The organism is Paeniglutamicibacter sp. NPDC091659 (genome assembly GCF_044756805.1).
Lineage (GTDB): Bacteria > Actinomycetota > Actinomycetes > Actinomycetales > Micrococcaceae > Paeniglutamicibacter.
In genome coordinates this window covers 19,179-40,055 of sequence record NZ_JBIVTO010000019.1, presented here as the reverse complement: position 1 = coordinate 40,055, position 20,877 = coordinate 19,179, and the positions used below count along the sequence as shown (strand labels likewise).

The following is a 20,877-nucleotide window of genomic DNA, read 5'->3' as shown; positions in this document are numbered from 1 at the left end:
ATGCGGTCCCTAATGGGCCAGGAAAGGCGTCCCGAAGGGACTGCTCAATGACATCGGTATCTGACATCCCGGTTAGGTCCACCAGCCAGACACCGTCGGAAAATGCCCGCCGCAAGTCGTATCCAGCGGCGCGTGCCAGACGCGTCTTTCCGACCCCACCTACTCCTGTCAGGGACAGGAGCCGCGCACCTGACATAAGGGCACGAATCGTACGTAGCTCTTCGCTACGCCCGACGAACGTCGACGTCTCTGCTGGAAGGTTGTCTGGCACTGTTTATCATTCCTACGGCTCGATGCTCACGCTGAGGGAGCGGGATGTGGCGGCATGAACTTAATCGGACCGTCGCCGGCCTTGGGACCTCGCATCTCCGTAATCGATTCAGTAATTTGACCGATCCGCGAAGCCATTGCGGTAACGATACTTCATCTTACGAGGTCGCGTTTGCGGCTTCACAATTCGATGGAGTTGAAAATGGATCTCAGGGATGCACCCTTCGAACACACCGCACTCCGAGCCTTCTACGGACATGTTCCGTCGGCGGTGCTCGCGTTAGCTGCCGAGCGCTCGGGCGAGAGAATCGTCATGGCCGTCAGCTCGTTCACGACCGTTTCTCTGGCGCCGCCGCTATTAACGGTGTCTATCCGCCGAGAGTCGGAGACCTGGCCAGCCTTAAGGGAGGGGCGCATCGGCGGATCACTCCTTGGTTGCGAACAGGCTGAACTAGCCCGCGCCATTGCCAGTGGGCCGATGCAGCGGCGGCTGGACAACGTTCCAGCTGTGACTGCTGACAGCGGTGCAATCTTCATGGCCGGTGCCACCTCATGGTTCGAGGGAGAGCTTGTCGAGGAGTTCCCCGCCGGCGATCACCTCTTGGCTTTGATCCGGTTGCAGGCTATCGCCCAGGAGCCCTCGGTGCCTCCACTCATCTTCCACCGAAGCGTTTTCGGAGCCGTTCACGCAGTGTGAACGGGAGTCGCATCGTAGCCAAGCAAACCAGAGAAAGGAAAAGCAGATCATGGACACAACTGCAGACCAACATGTAGAGCGAGTAAGGGCGGTTCTTGAAAACCACCGCGAGGACATCTCCCGGACCCTCGGTGATCTCATCGAAGTACCGAGCGTCAACCCCAACTATCCAGGAGCTGATCACGACGCGTATATCGGGTACGAGTCCGAGGCGAACCTCCTGCTTAAGGAGAGGTTCAGTTCGTACTTCGATAAAGCGGAAACGCTGTCCTCTGTGGCACGCCGGGAGAACTTCGCTGGACGGATCAATGGCAGTGGCAACGGGCGATCCCTCATCCTCAACGGCCATGTGGATGTTGTGCCCCCAGGAGACGAAGGCAACTGGGAGCGTCAGCCTTTCGCCCCCGAGATCCAGGATGGAAAGATCTTCGGTCGGGGAGCTTCCGATATGAAGTCCGGTGTTGTTTCCGCCTTCTGGGCTGTTCGCGCCCTCCAAGAGGCGGGCGTTCCACTCAAGGGAGACCTCATCGTTCAGTCAGTCGCCGGAGAGGAGCTCGGCGAGCACGAGGTCGGGACCTCAAACGTACTAGCAGCTGGCTACACAGCAGACGCGGCCATTGTGCTCGAACCGTCGGCGAGCTTCTCGACGCCGTTGAACATAAACCCCACGGCGGCCTCCCTATTGTGGGGCCAGGTGCGAGTGGAAGGCCTGGCGGGACACATCGGGCTGCGTCGGGAGCTCGTCCGGGCGGGAGGGGCAGGAGACGCCGCGGGCGTCAACGCGATCGACAAAGGCTATATCGTCCTGCAGGCTCTTTACCAACTCGAGCACAACTGGGGGATCGAGAAACAGGCACCGCTATTCCCCGCAGGGCATTTTTCGATCATGCCAGGCGTGATTAATGGCCAAGGCCGTGATATCAACATCCCCTTCATCTTCTCCGAATACTGCGACATCGACTTCTGCGCGTGGTATCCGCCCTTCGTCGATCCCGAGCAGGTCAAGGCGGAGATCCAAGACTTTATTATGCGGTACGTCTCTCACGACCGGTGGCTAACGGAGCATCCGCCTATTTTCACTTGGAAGCTTGATTTCCCCGGATACCAAACTCCCGTCGAGCATCCCATCGTTGGCGCGCTTGGACATGGCCACCAGCAGGCGACCGGCAGAAACGCGACCATTGAGGCATTTCCCGCCGCATGTGATGCCACTTGGATCGCTAGCAGCGGAATTCCTGTCGTCAACTACGGACCCGGTCACTTGGCAAACGCACACAAAGCAAACGAATGGTGCTCACTGAGCGAGGTACACGATGCAGCGCTGTCTCTCGCCCTGACAGCCATGGACTGGTGTGGCGTCGCGGACTGAGCTGAAGCAACGAATCCGACTGGAGCCTCTAATGAAATCGCCTGAAGCTACTGCTTCTCACAAGGAAAGCACTGTCTTGCGGTACGTCGACTACTACGCCACTTTGTCCCTAAAGGACTTCATAGACCTTGTTGAATCGGGATGGAAGGGTGGCGTCTATGACATCAGTTCCCGAACGCACTAACACGAAGTCAGGTGTGTCAGGCTACCGTGGCCGGGGTGCGGGTGACCTGATAGCCGAGGGCGTTGAGGCGTTTGACGGCGTTATTTTCGGCTTTGGCCGGGTCGCGTCGGGTGGAGAAGTTGACTCCTTCCATCCTCGCCGGACGGCGACGCTCTTGTAGCGGGTGGCGAGGTAACAGCCCTGGGCCTACCGGCGATTGACATCGCCGCCATGCCCAGGGCTGCCTTGAGGTAGGGATTCCCCGGCCGGGTGCGCATTGAATTGGCTCTGACGGCGGATTCGTTGGATCCGGAGTTTGCACTGGATGAAGGAAGGCTATGAGCATCGAAAACCCATTGCCAGACGTTACCGCGCCCAGTGCAGAGACGTCAGGGCTCATCCCCGGCCACACAACAGTCGTTGCGGTTGTCATCGAATGGCGAGGAAAGATAGCTCTGTTCAAGCGAAGCCAACACCTCCACCACGACAGAGGCTTGTGGCACTGCATCACGGGTTACCTCGAACCCGGCGTAACGCCGAAGCAGCAGGCACTTGACGAACTCTTGGAAGAAACGGGTATTCACCCGACAAATCTCCTCGACCTCCGGGCGGGGCCTGATTTAGTCATCAGTGATGATGACGGACAGCCCTGGTTGGTTCACACCTTCACGGCCGTCACCTCCAAACGCCGGCTTCACATCGACTGGGAGCATGATTCCTACCGCTGGACAGCCCCAGGCAAGATGAAACGCTTTGCTAACCGCGTCGCTTGGCTCGACCTCGTGCTTCAGGCAACACTCCCTCACTCCGAGCCTTCAATCTCAGGAAGGGAGCCACCTCCAGAAAGCTGACACGGTATCGGCACGAATAGGAATTGCACACAACGTGGTACCGCTCCAGCCTGACACGTAGGGGCTCCGCCGACGAAGGGAATCAAGTTTAAGAGGGGACTTGCGATGGTGGCACATGTTCCGAGTGCTGTGCGAATCTTCTTTCCCGTCTCCCTTTTAGAAGGCAGAGCTTCGGACAAGCAAGCGAAGAATTCCTGGGTCAGGGAGGCAACGTCACTGGTGGCCCACGGCGTGAAACGGGCTATGACCCATTTGAAGTCCTTGCAATCGAGCTGTTCATTAATCAGGGAAATAATCGATGATATCCCGCTGCCCCATGCGCCAGTGAGTCCGAATACGATACTGGTATCCCAGGAGTGCGCCGCATTAATCAAGCTGGCCCCATGCCAATGTCTCAAAAAGCCTTCGATTTATGGGACATGGGATGGGCTGTGACCGAAGCGAATGCTTCTGTTCGTCGACGGGTTCCTGTTGAACGTCAAATTCGGGCATTCAAACTGGCGTTGCGTCGTCGATCCGGATGCCTCGTATCCCTCGAAAACCCTGTCCAGTTCGAGATGCTGCGCGACGGAAAGCTCCCTCTCACAGCATGCATGCAGCGGCCGCCGCCAGAACGCCCGCCTCAGAAAAAACGTCCCGAGAAGAAACGATCCGGGTAAAGGGCACGGCCCCGGACTACCCCGGCATCCTTCGGACCATGAACTAGGATTATTCACAGACTAATCCAAGTGATTGATAAACCAGTTGGGGGCTCCTCATTAAATCTTCGTCGAATCCAAGGCGTAGCATCCAGCGCGCGTCGCGGACCCGGTCCCTTTTGGCTTTCGGGGTTGCCTGCACCGTGATGTCCCTCGGGCTGACCTCCTGCATGCCTTTGTCCCCGCCGACTGCCGTGCAGCCCTCGAGCGCAGCGGCATCCCCGGCACCGGTGACTGTTCCCCTGGTGTGGGCCGATGGCACCAGGGTCACCGCCCATGTCCAAGGTATCGAGCATGCCCGTGCGGCAACCAAAGACGAGGACTTCACCGAAGAATCCTCGACGCGTGGCCTCGTGAACTCGAAAACGGCGTTCCTGGTCCAGGCGGTGGACTCCTCCGGAGCCTTGGTGGGAATCTATGGACCTCGCCAATCGGTTCAGGAGCAGGAGAAAAACGGATATGTCATCGATCCGGAATCCCAGCGCCTCGGGCGCTACGTTTCGGGGTCCCTTGAGCCGTTCACCGTCGCGGGACCTTCAAGGAAGGATTATCTGCCGCAAGAAATTTCCGGTATGACGGTTACCGATGCAGGGATAATTTGGGGCGAAATCCATTCCGAGAATGCCTCGAGCAGGGGATGGAAAATCCTCAGCGTCTCTCCGGGAAGCACCGAGGTCCGGGTGCTGGCAACGCGTTCATGGAAAAAGGGTCCCAACGATATCTATGAACACACGATGCTCCGCTCTCCCGTACTGGTCGACGGCAGGGTCTATTGGAACTTCGAGCGCAGTAACACCGAGGATGACTTCTATGAAGAGAAACTGTTTTCCGTCGACCTTGAAGACCCCGGCACCGTGCGGGACGAATTCGATCCGACCCTCATCGATGAGAAGCCGCCGACAGGTCCCCTGTATGTGTGGGAAGACAGGGTACTGGCTGCGGTCGATGTCCCGAACGACAGCGAAAAGGGCTATACGGAAACGATCAGTTCCTACGTGCCGGGAGGAAAACGGGATGAAATCCTTCGCGTGGCAGAGGACTCCACCGCGGAATATGCCATGTGGTTGTGGGGCTCCGATGAACGTGGGTTCGCGGTGGAATACGACAAAAACCTTTACCTCGTTGACCCCCGCACCCGCCAAACAGAGATGTTCCAAACTCCCGAAGATGCTGAAATTTCGTGGCTGACCCAATGCGGTCCCCTGATTTCGTGGACGTACCAGGGTGGATCCGAAGACCTCGCCACCAAACACTACGTGTACGACCGCGACTCTAGGGACCTGTCGGTGGTGGCAGCTTCGCAGGGCCAAAACATGGACTATTGCTCCGGGGACTACCTGAGTTGGTCCACGGGTGACCCCAAGGACCGCGAAGCCGATTCGGGGGACGTCGTTGTCCGCTGGAAGAACTAGCTTCCCGGCGGGTTGTCGGTGTCGTCCCCGGTTATGTGGGGCAGTTTTCCGTGCCGGGGCGGCCTCGATCTCGCAGTCGACCCTTTCGCTGGCGGCGCGAACGAAAATCTTGCGGATCGCCTAGCCCTTTGTTCACGTCCTTCTCCGGGTCACGGAGATTCTCTGGAAGGGGTTTTGGGTCTGGGTGCGCATCGCACGAGCCAACGGTCGGTGGTTCGAGACAACACACGTGGAATTCTGATACGAGTTTCGGTCGCGTTTGCACCGTCGGCGGCCACCTGTTCCGGGACAGCGACCCCGCGATTCCTGCGACATTTATCGCTGGCAAGAATGCGACATTTAGCGGGTTCTGGCACAAATTTCGTGAATGGTGAGGGACTGTCGCTTCGGTGGGATCGTTGTGACTGTGTGAGGAATTGCTGCGGGTGGTGTTCCCGTATTTGAACGACGTGCTGGTGGAACGTGTCAGCCGGCTGGATGGAACGGTCCAGGTCTCGGCCCGGACCCGCGAGGATAGTGTGTTTCCTTGCCCGGGCTGCGGGGTGCTGTCGCGACGGGTGCATAGCCGTTACCGGCGCCGGATCGCCGATACTGCCATCGGCGGGCAACCGGTTCTCATCGAGCTGTCGGTGCGGCGCCTGTTCTGCGACGAGTCGGGTTGCCCCCGGCATACCTTCTGCGAGCAGGCCGACGGCATGAGCATCCGCTATGGAAGGCGTACCCCGACCTTGCTGAAGGTTCTCCAGGCTGTCGGACTGGCCTTGGCCGGGCGGGCCGGGGCTAGGCTAACCACCGTCCTGGGTGCCACGGTGAGCAGGATGACCCTGCTTCGCGTGGTGATGCGGTTGCCCGCACCCACTCCGGTCGGTGCCCCAAACGTGCTGGGGGTGGATGACTTCGCGCTACGCAAACGTGAGGTCTATGGCACGGTCCTGGTGGACTGCGGTGCCCGGCGTCCCATTGATTTGTTGCCGGACCGGCAAGCCGGCACTTTTGCCCGATGGCTGCATGAGCACCCGGGCGCACGGTTCATCTGCCGCGACCGGGCAGGGGCCTATGCGGAGGGTGCCCGTACCGGAGCGCCGGAAGCGGTGCAGGTCGCGGATCGCTGGCACCTGTGGCACAACCTGGGCGAACACGTGGAAATGGAGGTCGCGCGGCACCGGTTGTGTCTGCCCGGACCTACCGTGCACCCCAGTACCGATGACCAGCCAGAGCCTTCCATGGAGTTCGCCGCCGCCCATGCCGCGGCCTACGCAGCCGGCCACGTCCTGCCCGAGCGGACGCACGCGCGCTACCGGCGCGTGCACGAGCTCCTGGCGCAGGGCGCCAGCATGCATGAAGCCGCACGCGAACTGGGCCTGTGCTACAACACGGTGCGCAAGTATGCGCGGGCCGACAGCGCGGACACGCTGACCGGAGCGTCCTGGGCCAACCGGGGGACGATCCTCGATGCCTACAAGCCCTACCTGCATCAGCGGCTGGGCGAGGGGCCGGCCAGCACCGCCGCGCTGCACCGGCAGATCACCGCGAGGGGCTACCGGGGCAGCTACGGCACGGTCTTGGCCTACCTGCGGGCGATCCGGGCCACCGGAATCGTCCCCGCCCCGGGCCCCGCACCGCCGACGGTACGGCAGGTGGCTGGGTGGATCATGTCTGATCCCGCCGTGCTGGGCGAAGAGGTGCGGGCCAAACTCAAGGCCGTGCTGGCCAACTGCCCGGAGCTGGAGCCCCTCACCGCGCACGTCCGCGGCTTCGCCGCCATGCTCACAGAGCTGCGCGGCGACCGGCTCCGGGACTGGCTCGGCAAGATCTACATCGATACCCTGCCGAGCCTGCACTCCTTCGCCAACGGCATCGACCGGGACCGTGACGCGGTGATCGCCGGACTGAGCCTGCCCTACAGCTCCGGCGTCGTTGAAGGGAACATCAACCGGATCAAAATGCTCAAACGCCAGATGTACGGCAGGGCAGGCTTCCCGCTCCTCAGGCAGAGAGTCCTGCTCTCATGACCGCAACCATGGCCGATTCTCGATTCACGAAATGTGTGCCAGAACCATTTATCGTCAAAAACCACAGACTGCGGTTTTCCGCGGTCCATTCTGTTGTTGGGAAAGTGTCTCACGAACGATCGTTATCGGACGCTAAGCAGGCTCAGTGTCGGATTTTCGACGAATTCACCAACCGCCCTAGGTAGTCCGCTAACGGCCAGCTACAAACGATCATTTTCGGTGTGCGCTTGGAGGTCTTCGTTGAAATCGAGACACGCCGAAAAATTTCCAACCAAAAACCTGAACCGAAATCTCCCTGAACCCAAAAGGATAGATGCCCGTTTCTGGGAGAACCAAAGTCAGGCCAGAAAGCTCTTTCTAATCCAGGGAACTGTCCAATTATCCAGACACTGTCTGGACCATTGAGCAGGAGCGGTAGCGGCTCCAACTAGTGTTGATGTATGACCCAGCTCGAACCGGAACTTCCCGGAGACTACTCCGAGGCGCTGACAACCTTGAAAGGGCTCGTGCGGGAGGCCCAGCACCGTGCCCAGCGCGTCGTGAACACCTCGATGATCGAGCTGTACTGGAACATCGGCCGCACCATCTTGGAACGACAGATTGACCAGCCGTGGGGAAGCAAAGTCCTGGATCGGATCGCACAGGACCTGCGCTCCGAATTCCCACACATGAAGGGATTCTCCAGGACCAACGTCTACAACATGCGGGCCTTCGCCGCGGCATGGAGCGGCGCGGAACTAATTGTCCAGACGCCGTCTGGACAATTGAGTTGGAGCCACAACGTCGCGCTCCTGAACAAATTGGACGACCAAGAATTGCGTCGATGGTATGCCTCACGAGCCCTCCAACATGGTTGGTCCGTAGCCGTGCTGGAACACCAAATCCGCACCTCGCTGCACACCCGCACCGGCGCTGCTCCAAACAACCTCGAGGCACGGTTGCCGGGCGAAGGCACCGACCTGGCGCGGGAGGTCGCCAAGGACCCTTTGATTCTGGACTTTCTGGGGCTCACCGAGGACGCCCAGGAACATGCCATGGAAGAGGCCATGACGCTGCGACTGGCCCAGACCCTGGCCGAGTTTGGTCCGGGCTTTGCCTTCGTGGGCCGCCAGTACCAGTTCGATGTCGACGGGGATGATTTCTTCATCGATCTGCTGCTGTATCACGTACCTTCGGACCGGTACGTGGTGGTGGAGCTGAAGGCCGGCAAGTTCAAGCCAGAGCATCTGGGGCAGTTGAACTTCTACGTCGCAGCCATCAACGACACCCTCCGGTTGCCAAGGCAGGCCCCGACCGTCGGGATCCTGGTGTGCGGTTCAAAGAACGCTCGCACCGTGCGCTATGCACTGGATGGATCGACCCAGCCCCTGGCCGTGACGTCATACACCTACGATGCGCTTCCCATCGATGAGAAGGCGACCTTGCCGTCCCCGGCTGCTATCACTGCAGCCCTCGAACACGATGCAGGGGAATGAACCGGAAGTACGGTGAGGTGATCTAACCTCTTCCAAGGATGAGCGACGATGCTCGTTCAGTGGAGGTTCCCCCTTTTTTTCGACAAAGCGCACTTCCTGCACTTTGCCTGTTTATCCGGCTTCATATGTGCCATTATCGGCGTTGCTTCTGGATCGTCTATGAAATTCCGCTTCTCACAAAACGGCGGCAATTTGAACCGTCCTGATCGTCACGTCGGCTGGCGCCGATGTTCAGGCCCGCGTGCGCTTGCCGGCGCGTAGTGCGAACTCGTCGAGGGCTTCAATGACGGCAGGTGCGATCCATACCTTGCGGCCCTTGATGTGGCTGCTGGCCTTGAGTGCACCGATGCTTTCCAGCGTGGCAATGTTCCGGTAGGCAGAGCTTGAGGATTGGCCCGTCATCTCGATCAGGGATTCGGCGCTCAGGGCCGGTTCTCGGACCAGATAGCCGATGGTTGCGCGCAGGCTTTCGCTGGGGCTATGGGGGAGAGCGGCATGAATCTCCGACTGGACCTGGTCGATGCTGGCGGCCAGGAGCCTGCCGTTGTCCGTGGCGGCGAAGGTTGATTCCGCGAACATTTCGGTGATTGGTTCCGGGTCGCCCTGCTGGTAGGCGCTCAGCGACTCGAAGTAGGACTTGGTGTTGGCCAGGAGCCCGGAAGAGACGGGGATGGTCACCTTCTGGGTCACGCCCTTGTTCCGCAGCAGCGCGCCGACCAGGGCCCTTCCGGTGCGGCCGTTGCCGTCGGGGAACGGGTGGATCGTTTCGAACTGGGCGTGGGCAATGGCGACCTGGGTCAGGATCGGCATGTCGTCGCGGTGCATGAAGGCCACCAGATCGTTAAGTGCGGCCTCGACCCCTTCATGGCGCGGCGGGACGAAACTGGCCGAATGCGGAGAGTTTCCGCCGATCCACACCGGTGCGGTACGCAGCTTGCCGGCGATGCCCGGGTGCGATGCCTCCAGCAGGGCTCGGTGCATGGCCAGGATGTTGGGCAAGCTCAGGTCATCGGACAGCGCGATCGCAGCGTGCATGGCGGCCACATTGGAAGCGATCAGGGAGGCGTTGGTGCTTGAGTGGTCTCCGAGTTGGGCCAGGGCGATTCGTTTGGCACCGGCGGTGAGGTTCTCGATCTCTGAGCTGGCCACGGACTCGCTGCGCAGCAGCAGTGCCGCGAAGGGGGCCGCGCTCTCGCCCAAATCGCGGTCGAAGCGGACCATGTCAATGGTCGCTTCCTCTGCCAGGGCAAGGACCCGGGTGCTGATGGAGGGACTGCGGCCCGAGATGGCTGGCACGACGGCGGCCTCGTATGGGCCTCGGGCACGCAGGCGCTGCCGGCGGGACTGGCTGGCATCGGGTGCTGCGTCCCATTGGACTTCCTCGAAGCCGATCGAGGGCCATGCGTTCTCTTCGGTGCTCACGGCAGCCCTTCGAGGTCGTTGTCGGTCGGGCGATTGGTTCCGGCGTAGCGGTGGGAAACCGACCGGTCTATTTTCCCAAGAATATCTTATCTTGGGAAAATGCGTTGTTCGGTTTGCCGATGGATCCCCCTTTGCGCTGGTGCGACGGCGTACAGATCTGTGCGGCAGCGCCATCGAATCGGGGCCGGTGCAGGAGAGCGCCGTCTTCCTCCCCCGGGAGGGATCCTGCCGGCGGGTTAGAGGTTGACCTCGCCGTTGACGCAGCTTGTGACATCCCCGCCAACCCAGATTTCGCCGTCCTCAATGTCGAGGTGCACCCGCCCGTGGTATCCGATGGCGGTTCCCTGGGCCGCAACATAGCGCCGATCCGAGATCCCGGCGGCGGACAGCCACCGAGCCAATCCCGCGTTGAGGCTTCCGGTGACCGGATCTTCCCATACCGGATCCCCACCGAGGAAGGCACGCACTTCGAACTGGGTGTCATGCCCCGGCAGGTGCGGTCCGACCACGCCAATGGAGAGCGAGCCCAGGTCCCGTGGGTCCGGCTGCAGCGAGAGCACTTCTTGCGCGGAGGACAATCGGACACCGATCCATTCCGGGCCGTTGACCAGCCACGAGGTATCAATGATGCGCTCCCGGGACACCCCCAATGCCGTGGCGACTCGCTGTACCAGCGGCTCCTCGACGGGTTCAAAGCGGGTCAAGGGCGGTGCCGCGAAGGCAAGGCGTTGGTTCTCCACGCGCACAGTCACCAGCCCTGCACCGCATTCCTGAACGATGGTGCAGTTGTTTTTCGGTGCGCCTCCTGCCTTCAGCCACGCAAAGGCCGATCCCAGGGTCGGGTGGCCGGCGAAAGGGAACTCCTGGGCAGCGGAGAAGATCCGTAGCCGGTAATCGGCTGCGGGATTCGTGGGTTGCAGAAGAAACGTCGTCTCGGCCAGGTTCGTCCATTTTGCGAAGCGTTGCATGTCTTCGCTGGTCAACCCTTCCGCATCGTGAACGACCGCCAACGGGTTGCCGAGGTAGGGCTTTGGGGAAAAAACATCGACTTCGCTGTACTGGTGCATGGTCACGGCACCACCTTAACAGCCACGGGGTATTCCACGCCCTGTCGACCGATAAATCGGGCCATTCAAGGACTAGGAGCGCATCTGTGTATCGCGTGGATCTTCCGGGCAGGTCCGGTAACGGGTGCGTCGCCTCCACGTACTATCCAATCGGATTATCCATTCGGAACCGGGGATATACCGCCACACAAGGAACTAACAGTCACTCGTCGGTTTCGTTGTCGAATGTCATGTAAGCGAACGTCTGCAGCGAGAAATTCGGAGTCCACGGATGTTTGCACGTTGGTGCGAAAGTGCAACACAAGTGCAGTTATCGGCGTTTGGGGCGTTCTTCCCTCCTACAGCAGGGCATGATGAGTGCTCCTAAAAGACACACGAAGAACGAGCAAATCCGGTGTGATTTGATTCCCTCGCACGAGAGTGTGGCGCAGTGCGTGACCGAACGGGGTCTTTATTGCCTGGCGATTGGTTGAAGCGTCTATGATTGGCCGTTCTGACTGATTCTTGTTTCGCTGGGGGAACTTCTCATGAATAATGCCTGGGGGCCTTTGCCCGACCAAAAAACTTCACGCACGCTCAAGTGGTGGCTTGTTGCTGCCGCCGTGGTCATCATGCTGATTCTCTTGGTGGTGTTCGCGCCGCTCCTGGTGTTCCTGTTGAGCATCGTTGCCTTTATCGTGGGCCTAATTGCCTTGGCTTTGGGGCGTGTTCGTTGGGCACGCATCGCCAACCGCAAATCCGCGGCCGGCCTCATCGGCGGGGCCTTTGCCATGTTCATCGTCTCCACCGTCGTCTTTGGACTGAGTTTGCCCACGGAAACCAGCAAGGTCCAACCCTTTGCCGACACCGCGGCTTCGGCTCCCGCTCAGGAACCCACCCTGGCCAGTTTCGTGGACCAGCCCTGCGAAGCAGACCACCTGGTGATGACGCAGGGAGGCGAAAGCAACTACTGCGACAAGAACGACTCCGGGGCTTTCATCTGGGTCGGCCAGACGACGCACGATCAGGCGGTTGCCAAGGCGGCGGAACAAGCAGAAAAGAAAGCCGCTGCGGAAGCCAAGGCCAAGGAAGAGGCCGCGAAAAAGAAAGCTGCGGCGAAAAAAGCCGCACAGGAAAAGGCAGCCACCGAAGCCAAGGCCAAGAAGGAAGCCGAACGGAAGGCAGAGGCAGCTGCGGCAGCGAAGGAGGCTGCTGCCGTGCAAGCGGCAGCCGACGCGGCCGCCAAGGAGCTGGCCGAACAGCAAGCCGAGGCCGAGTCCTTCACCGAGGACACCGCCGGGTCTTCCGCCTACTACGCGAATTGCACCGCAGTTAAGGCGGCCGGCGCCGCCCCGATCCACTCGGGAGACCCCGGGTACAGTCGGAAGCTGGATCGCGACGGAGACGGCGTCGGTTGCGAAAGCTGATCCGCCCACAGGGATCGCAGTTGGTTGTCCTTGGAATCGCTCTCGTGTGGTCCCTATCGGGCTGCGGCGCCCAGAGCACCGCGGCCCCGGCGGCAGAACCGCTGAGCATCCACTCGGAGGTAGCGACCCGCGAACCGATCATCATCTGGTCCGAGGCGCCGACACCCGAGGCTGCGACCGAGCCCCCTCCAGGAACGCCGAGCGGCGGTTCGGGCACGCCTGCACCGACCCCTACTCAGGCCAAGGTCGGAAGCGGTACCGTCTTGGAGCAACTGGAAAACATTGAAGTCAAGGGTCGGGCATCGAAGACCGGGTACGACCGGGATCTCTTCGGGGCAGGGTGGAATGATCCGGACCGCAACGGATGCGATGCGCGCAACGACATTCTCGGCCGCGACCTTCAGAACGTGACCGCGAAACCCGGGACGCAGGGATGCGTCATTACCAGCGGAACACTCCAAGACCCGTTCACCGGCCAGATGATCGACTTCATTCGTGGACAGGGAACCAGCACGAAGGTCCAAATCGACCACCTTGTCGCGTTGTCGGACGCGTGGCAGAAGGGTGCACAACACATGAGCCCGCAGGAACGCCTGGCTTTCGCCAACGATCCGCTCAACCTCTTGGCCGTCGATGGTCCATCCAACGCGTCCAAGGGTGACGGTGACGCCGCGACCTGGCTGCCGCCCAAGAAGGGGTTTCGTTGCGACTATGTCGCCCGGCAAACCGCGGTGAAGGCCAAACACGGGCTATGGATGACGAAGGCAGAACACGACGTGATCCAACGCATCCTCACCATCCAATGCCCCGGTAAAGAGGCCCTCCCCACGACCGGCTGAAAAGCCCGGAAATGCCTTACCGGGATTGGATGCCGTGCATCTTCAACGCGGTTTGGTAGGCCGGAAGATTCACAGCGATGCCCTGTGCATGGGACACGCGCACCGGGTCGTCGTCCAGACCGACGTCCCGGCGGCGCATCCAGAAAGCGTGGCAATGCCCGTGTCCCGCCCCGGCACTGCCGTGCTTGGACGGGAACCGAATGCCCAGTGGATAGGACCCGTCATCCAGCACCTGCTCACGCAGGTAGGAAGCAAGCAGCGTGGTGCTGCGGCGGTCCCCGCCGGTGACCTCCGACAGGGTCAGGGACTCGGGCAGCACACCCTCAGCATGCAGGTCCCGCCCGATGGACTGGTTCAACACTGTAAGGGTTGCCGCATGGGCGATGTCGATCCACCACCCGGCCCCGAACTCCAGGGTGTAGAGCAGGCGTCCCTCGCGCCAGTTCGCCGGGATCCAGCCCGGCACCATGCTGGAGTTGGCCGACCATTCCTCCTCCACGATCCGACGCAACTGGCCCACGGGCAGCCCCATGAACCTGGCCGTCTTTGCCAGGTAGGTGCGGTGGCCGTGGGTCATGCGCGCCCAGGAGAGGGCCTCGATGAAGGCGCTCTCGGGATCGGCCGCGGCATAGAGCGTCCGCCCGGCGGTGTCGAAGCGGTACCAGCCGGCACGGTCCTCGTCCAGGGAACCGCGCTCCTGCGGGTTTAGCGGACCGTAGGATTCCTTGGCCACCCGATAGGCAGTGAGCGGTCCCTCGATGAGGGCCAGGCCCGTTTTCTGGCAGATGCGGTTCAACCGGAGAACCCGTCCTCGACCATGGCCGTGGCGGCCGCGGCGACTTCCTTGAAGCGGTCCTCACGGATCGCATCGATGGGGGAGTCGTGCTCGAGCCAGGGGTTGGAGCCGATGAACCACATGCGGGCCACGTGTTCGCCCTCGGCCTCGGCCACGAGGCTCCACTGGGTGTAGGCGAACTGGAGGCGCTTGACCGCGGCCGGCTTGGGCGTGGGTCCGTCCTGCTGGGCCCAGCCGTAGCTGATCTTGCGGTCCTTGCTTCCGGCCAGGCCGGCCACGAGAGTGGCACCGAGGGCGGCATTGAGCCGCCGGACGACCTCGCGGATCCCCAGCCGTGCCGTACGCGCATGCGCCGCCCCGGCGATCGTGGCAATGCTCATGGGAAGATTCCCTTTCCGTGTGTCCGGATGGTCCGCAAATTTGCGACTGTACTCCCAGACTACCCTGCATGGACACTAAGGAACCTGTATAGAGACTAAAAATAGACAAAAAACCAACTTTTCGCGTGTACGCGGATGGGTCTCGCCCGGCGGGAGGGACACCATCACGAACCGGAACCCCTCAGCGGAGCAGACCTGCACAGCTTGAGGCGATGCAATATGGCCCGTTCATGGGCGTGAAAAACTCGCCGCATGTGCTGTTATCGGCGATTCAACCTAAAAGCTCGGGCAATCCGCCCCGCATAGAGCGGCGGCAGGATTACCGGGACCGTTCCATATCGACATTGAGATCAATAGTGGCCAATAACGCCAAACGCCCGTATTGGAGGGCACTTTGGTGCTTTTTAGCCTGTGCCGATCGGGCCGCCCCCAGCCCGGGGTCCCTACGGCCTCGATGTAGCTGTGGAATACTGCCACTATGGCAGGCAAGGGCAACACGGCAAAGCTTCACCACTACGTTCCGCAGGCGTACCTTCGGGGATTTGCTACCGATAAGGGACGAATCAGTGTCATACCCTTCGACGACTCCCGGAAGCCTTTCATTTCGTCCGTGAAGAACGTGGCTGCGCAGACGCATTTCCACACGATAGATGGGCTGGAGGAACCTGACGAGTTCGAGAAGGCACTGAGCGGGGTCGAAGGTGACGCCATCAGCATTATCAGGAAATTCGAGAGGGGTAAGTTCCCGCCGTCAGAGGCGGACCGCCAAACACTCTCGTTCTACATGGCCTTGCAAAGCGTGCGCGGACCGGACACGCGCAAGACGATGGAACACCTTCACGCAAAGATGATCAGGGTCGAGGTTGGGGCAGGCGGGCGGAGGAACGTAGGTGGTTGGATCAAGAAAAACTATGGAATCGACCCGACCCCCGAGCAAGAAGATCGCATCTGGGAGGAAGCCACGCAGCCTGGCGGCCCCCCAATCACCTTCCCGAACCAAGCCCATATTCAGCACATGGTAAAGACCGCCGAGGAACTGACTCCCTTCATAGCAACCCGCCCATGGATCCTCGTACAGTTCGACCGACGCTCCCTCATCACCTCGGACGCCCCGGTAAGTTTGATTCGCAATCCCGGCAATGAGCCATGGGAGGGAGTGGGCTTCGCAACCGCCTGGGGCATCACGCTCCCGATCACCCGGAAGCTGGGGCTACTCATGAACGATCCCATGGTCATGCTTGAGGGATTAAAACCAGGTGACCCTCGAGTCCAGACGAGAAGAGCCGCCATCCTTCGCGGGGCATGCGACCAGAAGCAAGCGGGCACAACAGCCATGGAGAGGCTCTTCAACGAGCACGCGGTGGGTTCGGCAAGTGAATATGTCTATCATCATCCCGATGACGCGCAATTCGTGCCCGATGATCTTCCGGAACCAAACCTCATTAACATGAGCGTGGGTGGCTTCACGGACGCGGAGTTCGACGGCGAACCGTGGTTTGGGAAGACGGATGGACACGGAAATGGCGCGGAAGATTTTGTTGATTCGTGAGAGATCTCGACGGTATCGCTCCTGTCAAGCATTGTCGCCATCAGCGTGATCACCTGAAAGTGATCAGTCGCGCAACCTGGTGGATTTCAGATTCAGCATCAGCTCTATCGCGAAGGCAGTCTGCCTAGGCGTGGATCAGTCGGATCTTGGGTGTGCACACGTCGTGCCCATCGCTGGAGCTGCTACGAGCATTCCAAATTTCTGGTCGGGCTGTTTCCAGCTGCCCGCTGGAAACATTCGGTAGCCCGTGCTTCTTGCGACTCTACGAAGTTCGGCGATTTCCACACTCTCTAATCCCGATATTGCAAGGAGGCTCGCAAGGGCTCTCGTTGGAAAGCTAAACCGCCAGACTCCTGTTTGTTCGAACCATCTCAACAGAGAATGGGTGAAAGAGTCGTCCGCTCCGCCGGCTTTCCACGATACGATCTTGTCGTATTGCCCGGCCTCGACCGGACCTATGTAACGGAGATTGAATGTACAGGCGAACGGATCTCGAATGGGAGCAGCTACATAACGCGGCCGTGTACCACTTGGTCACCCTTGCTCGGGAACAGAGCAGATGCGACTACACCGAGCTGAACCGAGAACTGACCTTGGCCACCGGGCTGCCCGGATTCGACTACAGCCAGGGGGCCGAGCGTGCGGCTGTTGGTCGATTGTTGGGTGAAATTTCCCGGCAAAGCCACGCAGAACACGGGATCATGCTCTCGGCTCTGGTCACACACAAAGGCTCCAACGATGAAGGTGCCGGGTTCTACAAGCTCGCCGCCGACCTCGGAGAAATGCCTACTCGGCCAACGGCCGACCAGAAACTCCAAGCGATGTCGATCCAAGTGAACAAGGTCTACGCCCACTACCGCCATTGATCGTTTGACTGTCGGACGAGTCAAATCACAGGCGGAGACGGGGCCGCGGCCGGTATCTCATCCGCCCGTCACCGGCGCACAATATTACGCGATCCAGGAGATGCATGGCCCAGGAAAATAGCTCGGTGTCACCTCCCGGTTATGGTCTGACTATGTACAACACAACAGGGCGCCTCAGCAAGGACGTCAAAGACCCCAAAACCTCCATTGGCCAGTACCTGCGCAGCACCTTTCCCAATGTGAAGCCACTCCAAGCCGAATACAAGGCCCTTGTCGGTGACCTCGCCATCGACTCCATGGGAGCCAACGCAGGAAACGTCGGCACAGCCCTCGATCTGATCATTCGGCTGATCATTGAACCTGACGAGACGCCGATGTCGGCCCTCATCCTCTTTCCGTTGAATACGACCTACCACGAGGTTGTCAACGAACTGGCTACAATCGTTGGTCGATCGGTCGACAATGATCTCGCCGCCCGGGCCGCCTGGGGCCTCGCACTCTGCGTCAATGCCTACCGGGCCGGTGCGGCATGGGCGCCTCTCGTCCCGGATTTGGTGTATGGCGGCGAATTCACCGTGGACACGATGCTTGAACAAGCCGATGATGCCGCTGTCATGGAGTTGGTTGCATTGAAGGAGCTCTCAGAGGAACGCCTCATCGCGAAACTCACAGGTCCGTTTAGCCTCGGCCCCACCTTCGATCTCTCCAAGCCCGGCCCCAACCAACGTATCGGCGCGGAAGCTGACCTCGTAGCAGGAGGATTGCTGCTCGACATCAAGACCATCCTCGCTCCCAAGAACAAGGCAGGACTCCGCCCCGATGTGCTGAAACCGGATAACGTCTATCAGCTACTTGGCTACGCACTGCTGGACCACTCAAACCAGTACAACATCGACCGGTTAGGCATCTACTCGGCTCGCTACGGCACGCTGACCGAGTGGCCGCTCGAACAAGTCACTTCGCTGATGTCTGGTCGAAAGTTCGACTTCCCCGCGGCGCGCCAAGAAGTTTGGAACATAATGCAGCAGGATCACGCCTAGCCTGCCACCCAGTGCCTCGAAGCACATGCGACGCCAAACAAACCGATGCCCGGAGGTGCGATACCAGCCGATTCCAGAACACCATCACAAATCGGTGAACTCCGCATACGCATGACCGCACCAAAGGGAGATGTCCAGTCAAAGGATCCTTTGATGAGAACTCGGCATGTCTGTCGCAGGGTGAACCTGAATTGAATTCGAATCGCTGTATCGCGCGAAATTTCGACAAGGCTCAGATTCTCAACAATGTGTCTCAGGTAAGCTTTCTCAGGAAAGTTGAAATTTAACCTTTGATGAGATCTTGGAGTTGGGATTGGCCAGTATCGGATACGCACGCGTCAGCACGGTGGACCAGAATGCCCAGTTGCAGATGGACGCCTTGAAGCAGGCGGGGTGTGAACGGGTCTTCGTTGACCAGGGTGTCAGCGGAACCCGGGCCAGCCGCCCTGAGCTGGACAGGATGCTTGACCACCTGCGCCCGGGCCAGGACGAGGTGGTGGTGTGGAAGTTGGACAGGCTGGGGCGCAACACCCGCAACCTTTTGGCACTCATCGACGACCTGGAATCACGCGGGATCCATTTCCGGTCGCTGACCGAGGGGATCGCCACCACCGGCCCCATGGGCACGGCGATGCTGACGGTGATGTCGGCCTTCGCGCAGCTCGAACGCGACCAGCTGGCCGAACGGACCCGCGCCGGCATGGCTGCGGCGGCCGAACATGGACGGAAGGCCGGACGGCGGGAAGTGACCACCGCGCATGCGAAGGTCAAGCGGACCCGTGAGCTGAAGGACCAGGGGCTTAGGCCTGCCGACATCGGAAAGGTCATCGGGGCAAGCCGCGCCACGGTCTACAGGTACCTGAGCCTGGGTCGGGAATGAACCGCCGGAGCTCCCTCACACAAAATAGCGGCATGACTTCCGGGATGCTTCAATTCCGTCCTCAGCGGTGCTGAGCGTCGTATTGGTTGAACAGTAGAGGTCGAGAACGATGCCGATGAACGGTATTTCAGCACATCCGGTGCTTGGAGACCTCGGTGTGGCGTCCGGACACCGGGCAGGCCATTACCCAAGAGAGATAGAGGGTGGTGTTTGGATATTAATGCGAGACCGGTTCCCAGCCTTCTTTGAGAATGCCGCGGGGGCTGGGCCAGGGAGATCACACTTCGCGCCCAGGGGAAGGGTGTGTCCGGTGGGCCCAGTCCCCGGGGCTGGCCGTGGGACGGCCCAAGAAGTAGCCCTGGCCGGCGTCCATGCCCAGAGCCGTGACCGTGGCGTATTCGGCTGCGGTCTCGATGCCTTCGGCGACAATGACCGCACCGATTTCCCTGGCGAACCCGACCATTGCTGCTCCCAAGGCCCGGTGCGCCGGATCGGTATCAATCCCCGCGATGATGTCCCGATCCAGCTTGATCACCTCTGGTCCCAGTTGAAGTATGTGGCGCATCGAAGCGTACCCGGCCCCGGCATCATCGATGGCGATCCGCACCCCGGCACCACGCAGTGGATCCAGGGCAGCGGCCAGTGGTGCGTAGTCCTGGACCTGATGGCGTTCAGTGACCTCCAGTACGATTCGCCCTGGCTTGATGCCCGAGCCTTCGAGAAGTCCGCTCAGGCGCGGGTCCAGACAGGCCTCTGGAGAAACGTTCAGCGCTATATACAGGGGCTCCGGCAGCATCATGGCCGCTGCGCGCAGCGCGGTGCCCAGCGCGAGGATTTCCAGTTCCACTCCGAGCCCGGCCATGGCCGCCTGTGTGAACCAAGTTTCCGGGGACAGGCCGGATGAACCGGGAAAGCGTGTCAAGGCCTCAGCGCCCAGCACGTTTCCGGACGGCAACGACCTGATGGGCTGGAACACCGTGCTCAGGGATTGTTCGGCGAGCAGGGCGCTGACCCGAGCTTTGGCCTTGTTGATCGCCAGGGTATCCGCGGCACCATTTCCCAGGACGCGGGTCGTTCCCTCAAACCCGGCGTGGTGCCCGGTGGCGTCGTGCAACGGGCGTGCGGAGACTTCCACCGGGATCGGGTGTCCGTCGCAGTGGCGGTAGGTGGTGATCAGGCCGTCCCAGCCTGTTTCTTTTGATGCGCTGCCCACTTCATGCAGCGCGTCAGTCAGATCCTGTTGAGTCATCACCAGATTCACATTCCGGCCCAACAGCTCGACAGGTTCGTAGCCAAGTAGCTCCCGGCTCGCCGGGCTACAGAATGTGAAGCGACTGTCTTGGTCGATGGCCCAGAGAAATTCCCGGCTGGTCGCCAGCACCGTATCCATCAACCCCTTGGTCTTGGATGCGGCGGCCCGGTCCCTGCGCTGCTGGCGCGTCAAGCGCCAGGTGGCATACACGACCACCGGGACCACCAGCAACGCCAGAACCTTCGGAATCCACCACATCCCGCCGAGGGCAGCCCACGGTATCTGGCCGAAGAACAGCGGGCCGCGGATGGACAGCGTCACGACGGCATCGATGCAGATGATAGCCAAGAGCCACCGGGCGGTCCGGGAGGACAGCGTCACCCCACGCCGGGGTGGTGCACTCTTCTTTTTTCTGGGCATACTCCACCTCATC

18 protein-coding genes are annotated in these 20,877 nt (G+C 60.7%); 12 read left to right on the top strand and 6 right to left on the bottom strand.

The window, feature by feature from the left end; genetic code table 11:
• Positions 1 to 472 precede the first annotated feature (472 nt).
• From ACIQLF_RS21340 to ACIQLF_RS21330, 3 genes are all read left to right on the top strand, one after another.
• A complete protein-coding gene (locus ACIQLF_RS21340; protein WP_400303105.1) occupies positions 473 to 967 on the top strand; it encodes a flavin reductase family protein in 495 nt (164 codons plus the stop codon).
• Positions 968 to 1,016: 49 nt separating this feature from the next.
• Entirely contained in the window at positions 1,017 to 2,336 is a 1,320-nt protein-coding gene (locus ACIQLF_RS21335) for a M20 family metallopeptidase (protein WP_400303102.1), read from the top strand.
• A gap of 501 nt (positions 2,337 to 2,837) precedes the next feature.
• On the top strand, positions 2,838 to 3,350 hold the full coding sequence (locus ACIQLF_RS21330; protein ID WP_400303100.1) for an NUDIX domain-containing protein: 513 nt from the start codon (positions 2,838 to 2,840) through the stop codon (positions 3,348 to 3,350).
• Here ACIQLF_RS21330 and ACIQLF_RS21325 read toward each other — a convergent pair.
• The gene (locus ACIQLF_RS21325) at positions 3,302 to 3,724 is read right to left on the bottom strand and encodes a P-loop NTPase fold protein (protein WP_400303098.1); all 423 of its coding nucleotides are present in this window, start codon (positions 3,722 to 3,724) and stop codon (positions 3,302 to 3,304) included. The genes ACIQLF_RS21330 and ACIQLF_RS21325 overlap by 49 nt on opposite strands.
• Positions 3,725 to 4,218: 494 nt before the next feature.
• Here ACIQLF_RS21325 and ACIQLF_RS21320 point away from each other — a divergent pair, with 494 nt between their 5' ends.
• From ACIQLF_RS21320 to ACIQLF_RS21310, 3 genes are all read left to right on the top strand, one after another.
• On the top strand, positions 4,219 to 5,460 hold the full coding sequence (locus tag ACIQLF_RS21320) for a hypothetical protein (RefSeq protein WP_400303095.1): 1,242 nt from the start codon (positions 4,219 to 4,221) through the stop codon (positions 5,458 to 5,460).
• Between the two features lie 425 nt (positions 5,461 to 5,885).
• The gene (locus ACIQLF_RS21315) at positions 5,886 to 7,472 is read left to right on the top strand and encodes an ISL3 family transposase (RefSeq protein ID WP_400303093.1); all 1,587 of its coding nucleotides are present in this window, start codon (positions 5,886 to 5,888) and stop codon (positions 7,470 to 7,472) included.
• Positions 7,473 to 7,912: 440 nt separating this feature from the next.
• Positions 7,913 to 8,947, top strand: coding sequence for a YhcG family protein (locus ACIQLF_RS21310; protein ID WP_400303090.1), 1,035 nt, complete (start codon positions 7,913 to 7,915; stop codon positions 8,945 to 8,947).
• 231 nt (positions 8,948 to 9,178) lie between these two features.
• Here ACIQLF_RS21310 and ACIQLF_RS21305 read toward each other — a convergent pair whose 3' ends face one another.
• Positions 9,179 to 10,369: a Fic family protein gene (locus ACIQLF_RS21305; protein WP_400303087.1), complete on the bottom strand. Its 1,191-nt coding sequence runs from the start codon at positions 10,367 to 10,369 to the stop codon at positions 9,179 to 9,181.
• A 236-nt stretch (positions 10,370 to 10,605) separates the two neighbouring features.
• Complete coding sequence (locus ACIQLF_RS21300; protein ID WP_400303122.1) at positions 10,606 to 11,436, bottom strand: PhzF family phenazine biosynthesis protein; 831 nt, start codon at positions 11,434 to 11,436, stop codon at positions 10,606 to 10,608.
• Positions 11,437 to 11,963: 527 nt separating this feature from the next.
• Here ACIQLF_RS21300 and ACIQLF_RS21295 point away from each other — a divergent pair.
• Both ACIQLF_RS21295 and ACIQLF_RS21290 read left to right on the top strand, forming a co-directional pair.
• Positions 11,964 to 12,842 (top strand): excalibur calcium-binding domain-containing protein, encoded by an 879-nt coding sequence (locus ACIQLF_RS21295; protein WP_400303084.1) that lies wholly within the window; start codon positions 11,964 to 11,966, stop codon positions 12,840 to 12,842.
• Positions 12,843 to 13,105: 263 nt separating this feature from the next.
• On the top strand, positions 13,106 to 13,681 hold the full coding sequence (locus ACIQLF_RS21290) for an HNH endonuclease family protein (protein ID WP_400303082.1): 576 nt from the start codon (positions 13,106 to 13,108) through the stop codon (positions 13,679 to 13,681).
• Positions 13,682 to 13,697: 16 nt separating this feature from the next.
• Here the strand turns inward: ACIQLF_RS21290 and ACIQLF_RS21285 are convergent, their stop codons facing one another.
• Both ACIQLF_RS21285 and ACIQLF_RS21280 read right to left on the bottom strand, forming a co-directional pair.
• Positions 13,698 to 14,477, bottom strand: coding sequence for a hypothetical protein (locus tag ACIQLF_RS21285; protein ID WP_400303080.1), 780 nt, complete (start codon positions 14,475 to 14,477; stop codon positions 13,698 to 13,700).
• Entirely contained in the window at positions 14,474 to 14,857 is a 384-nt protein-coding gene (locus tag ACIQLF_RS21280) for a hypothetical protein (protein WP_400303078.1), read from the bottom strand. The genes ACIQLF_RS21285 and ACIQLF_RS21280 overlap by 4 nt, the downstream gene beginning before the upstream one ends.
• Positions 14,858 to 15,335: 478 nt before the next feature.
• Here ACIQLF_RS21280 and ACIQLF_RS21275 point away from each other — a divergent pair, with 478 nt between their 5' ends.
• The 4 genes from ACIQLF_RS21275 (at position 15,336) to ACIQLF_RS21260 (ending at position 19,192) form a co-directional block, all read left to right on the top strand.
• On the top strand, positions 15,336 to 16,406 hold the full coding sequence (locus tag ACIQLF_RS21275; protein ID WP_400303076.1) for a DUF4238 domain-containing protein: 1,071 nt from the start codon (positions 15,336 to 15,338) through the stop codon (positions 16,404 to 16,406).
• Between the two features lie 473 nt (positions 16,407 to 16,879).
• Entirely contained in the window at positions 16,880 to 17,272 is a 393-nt protein-coding gene (locus ACIQLF_RS21270) for a hypothetical protein (RefSeq protein ID WP_400303073.1), read from the top strand.
• A 104-nt stretch (positions 17,273 to 17,376) separates the two neighbouring features.
• Positions 17,377 to 18,312: a hypothetical protein gene (locus ACIQLF_RS21265; protein ID WP_400303071.1), complete on the top strand. Its 936-nt coding sequence runs from the start codon at positions 17,377 to 17,379 to the stop codon at positions 18,310 to 18,312.
• A 313-nt stretch (positions 18,313 to 18,625) separates the two neighbouring features.
• Complete coding sequence (locus tag ACIQLF_RS21260) at positions 18,626 to 19,192, top strand: recombinase family protein (protein ID WP_400303068.1); 567 nt, start codon at positions 18,626 to 18,628, stop codon at positions 19,190 to 19,192.
• Positions 19,193 to 19,469: 277 nt separating this feature from the next.
• On the opposite strand, the gene ACIQLF_RS21255 is transcribed toward ACIQLF_RS21260, so the two are convergent.
• Positions 19,470 to 20,792, bottom strand: coding sequence for an EAL domain-containing protein (locus tag ACIQLF_RS21255; protein WP_400303065.1), 1,323 nt, complete (start codon positions 20,790 to 20,792; stop codon positions 19,470 to 19,472).
• Positions 20,793 to 20,877 lie beyond the last annotated feature (85 nt).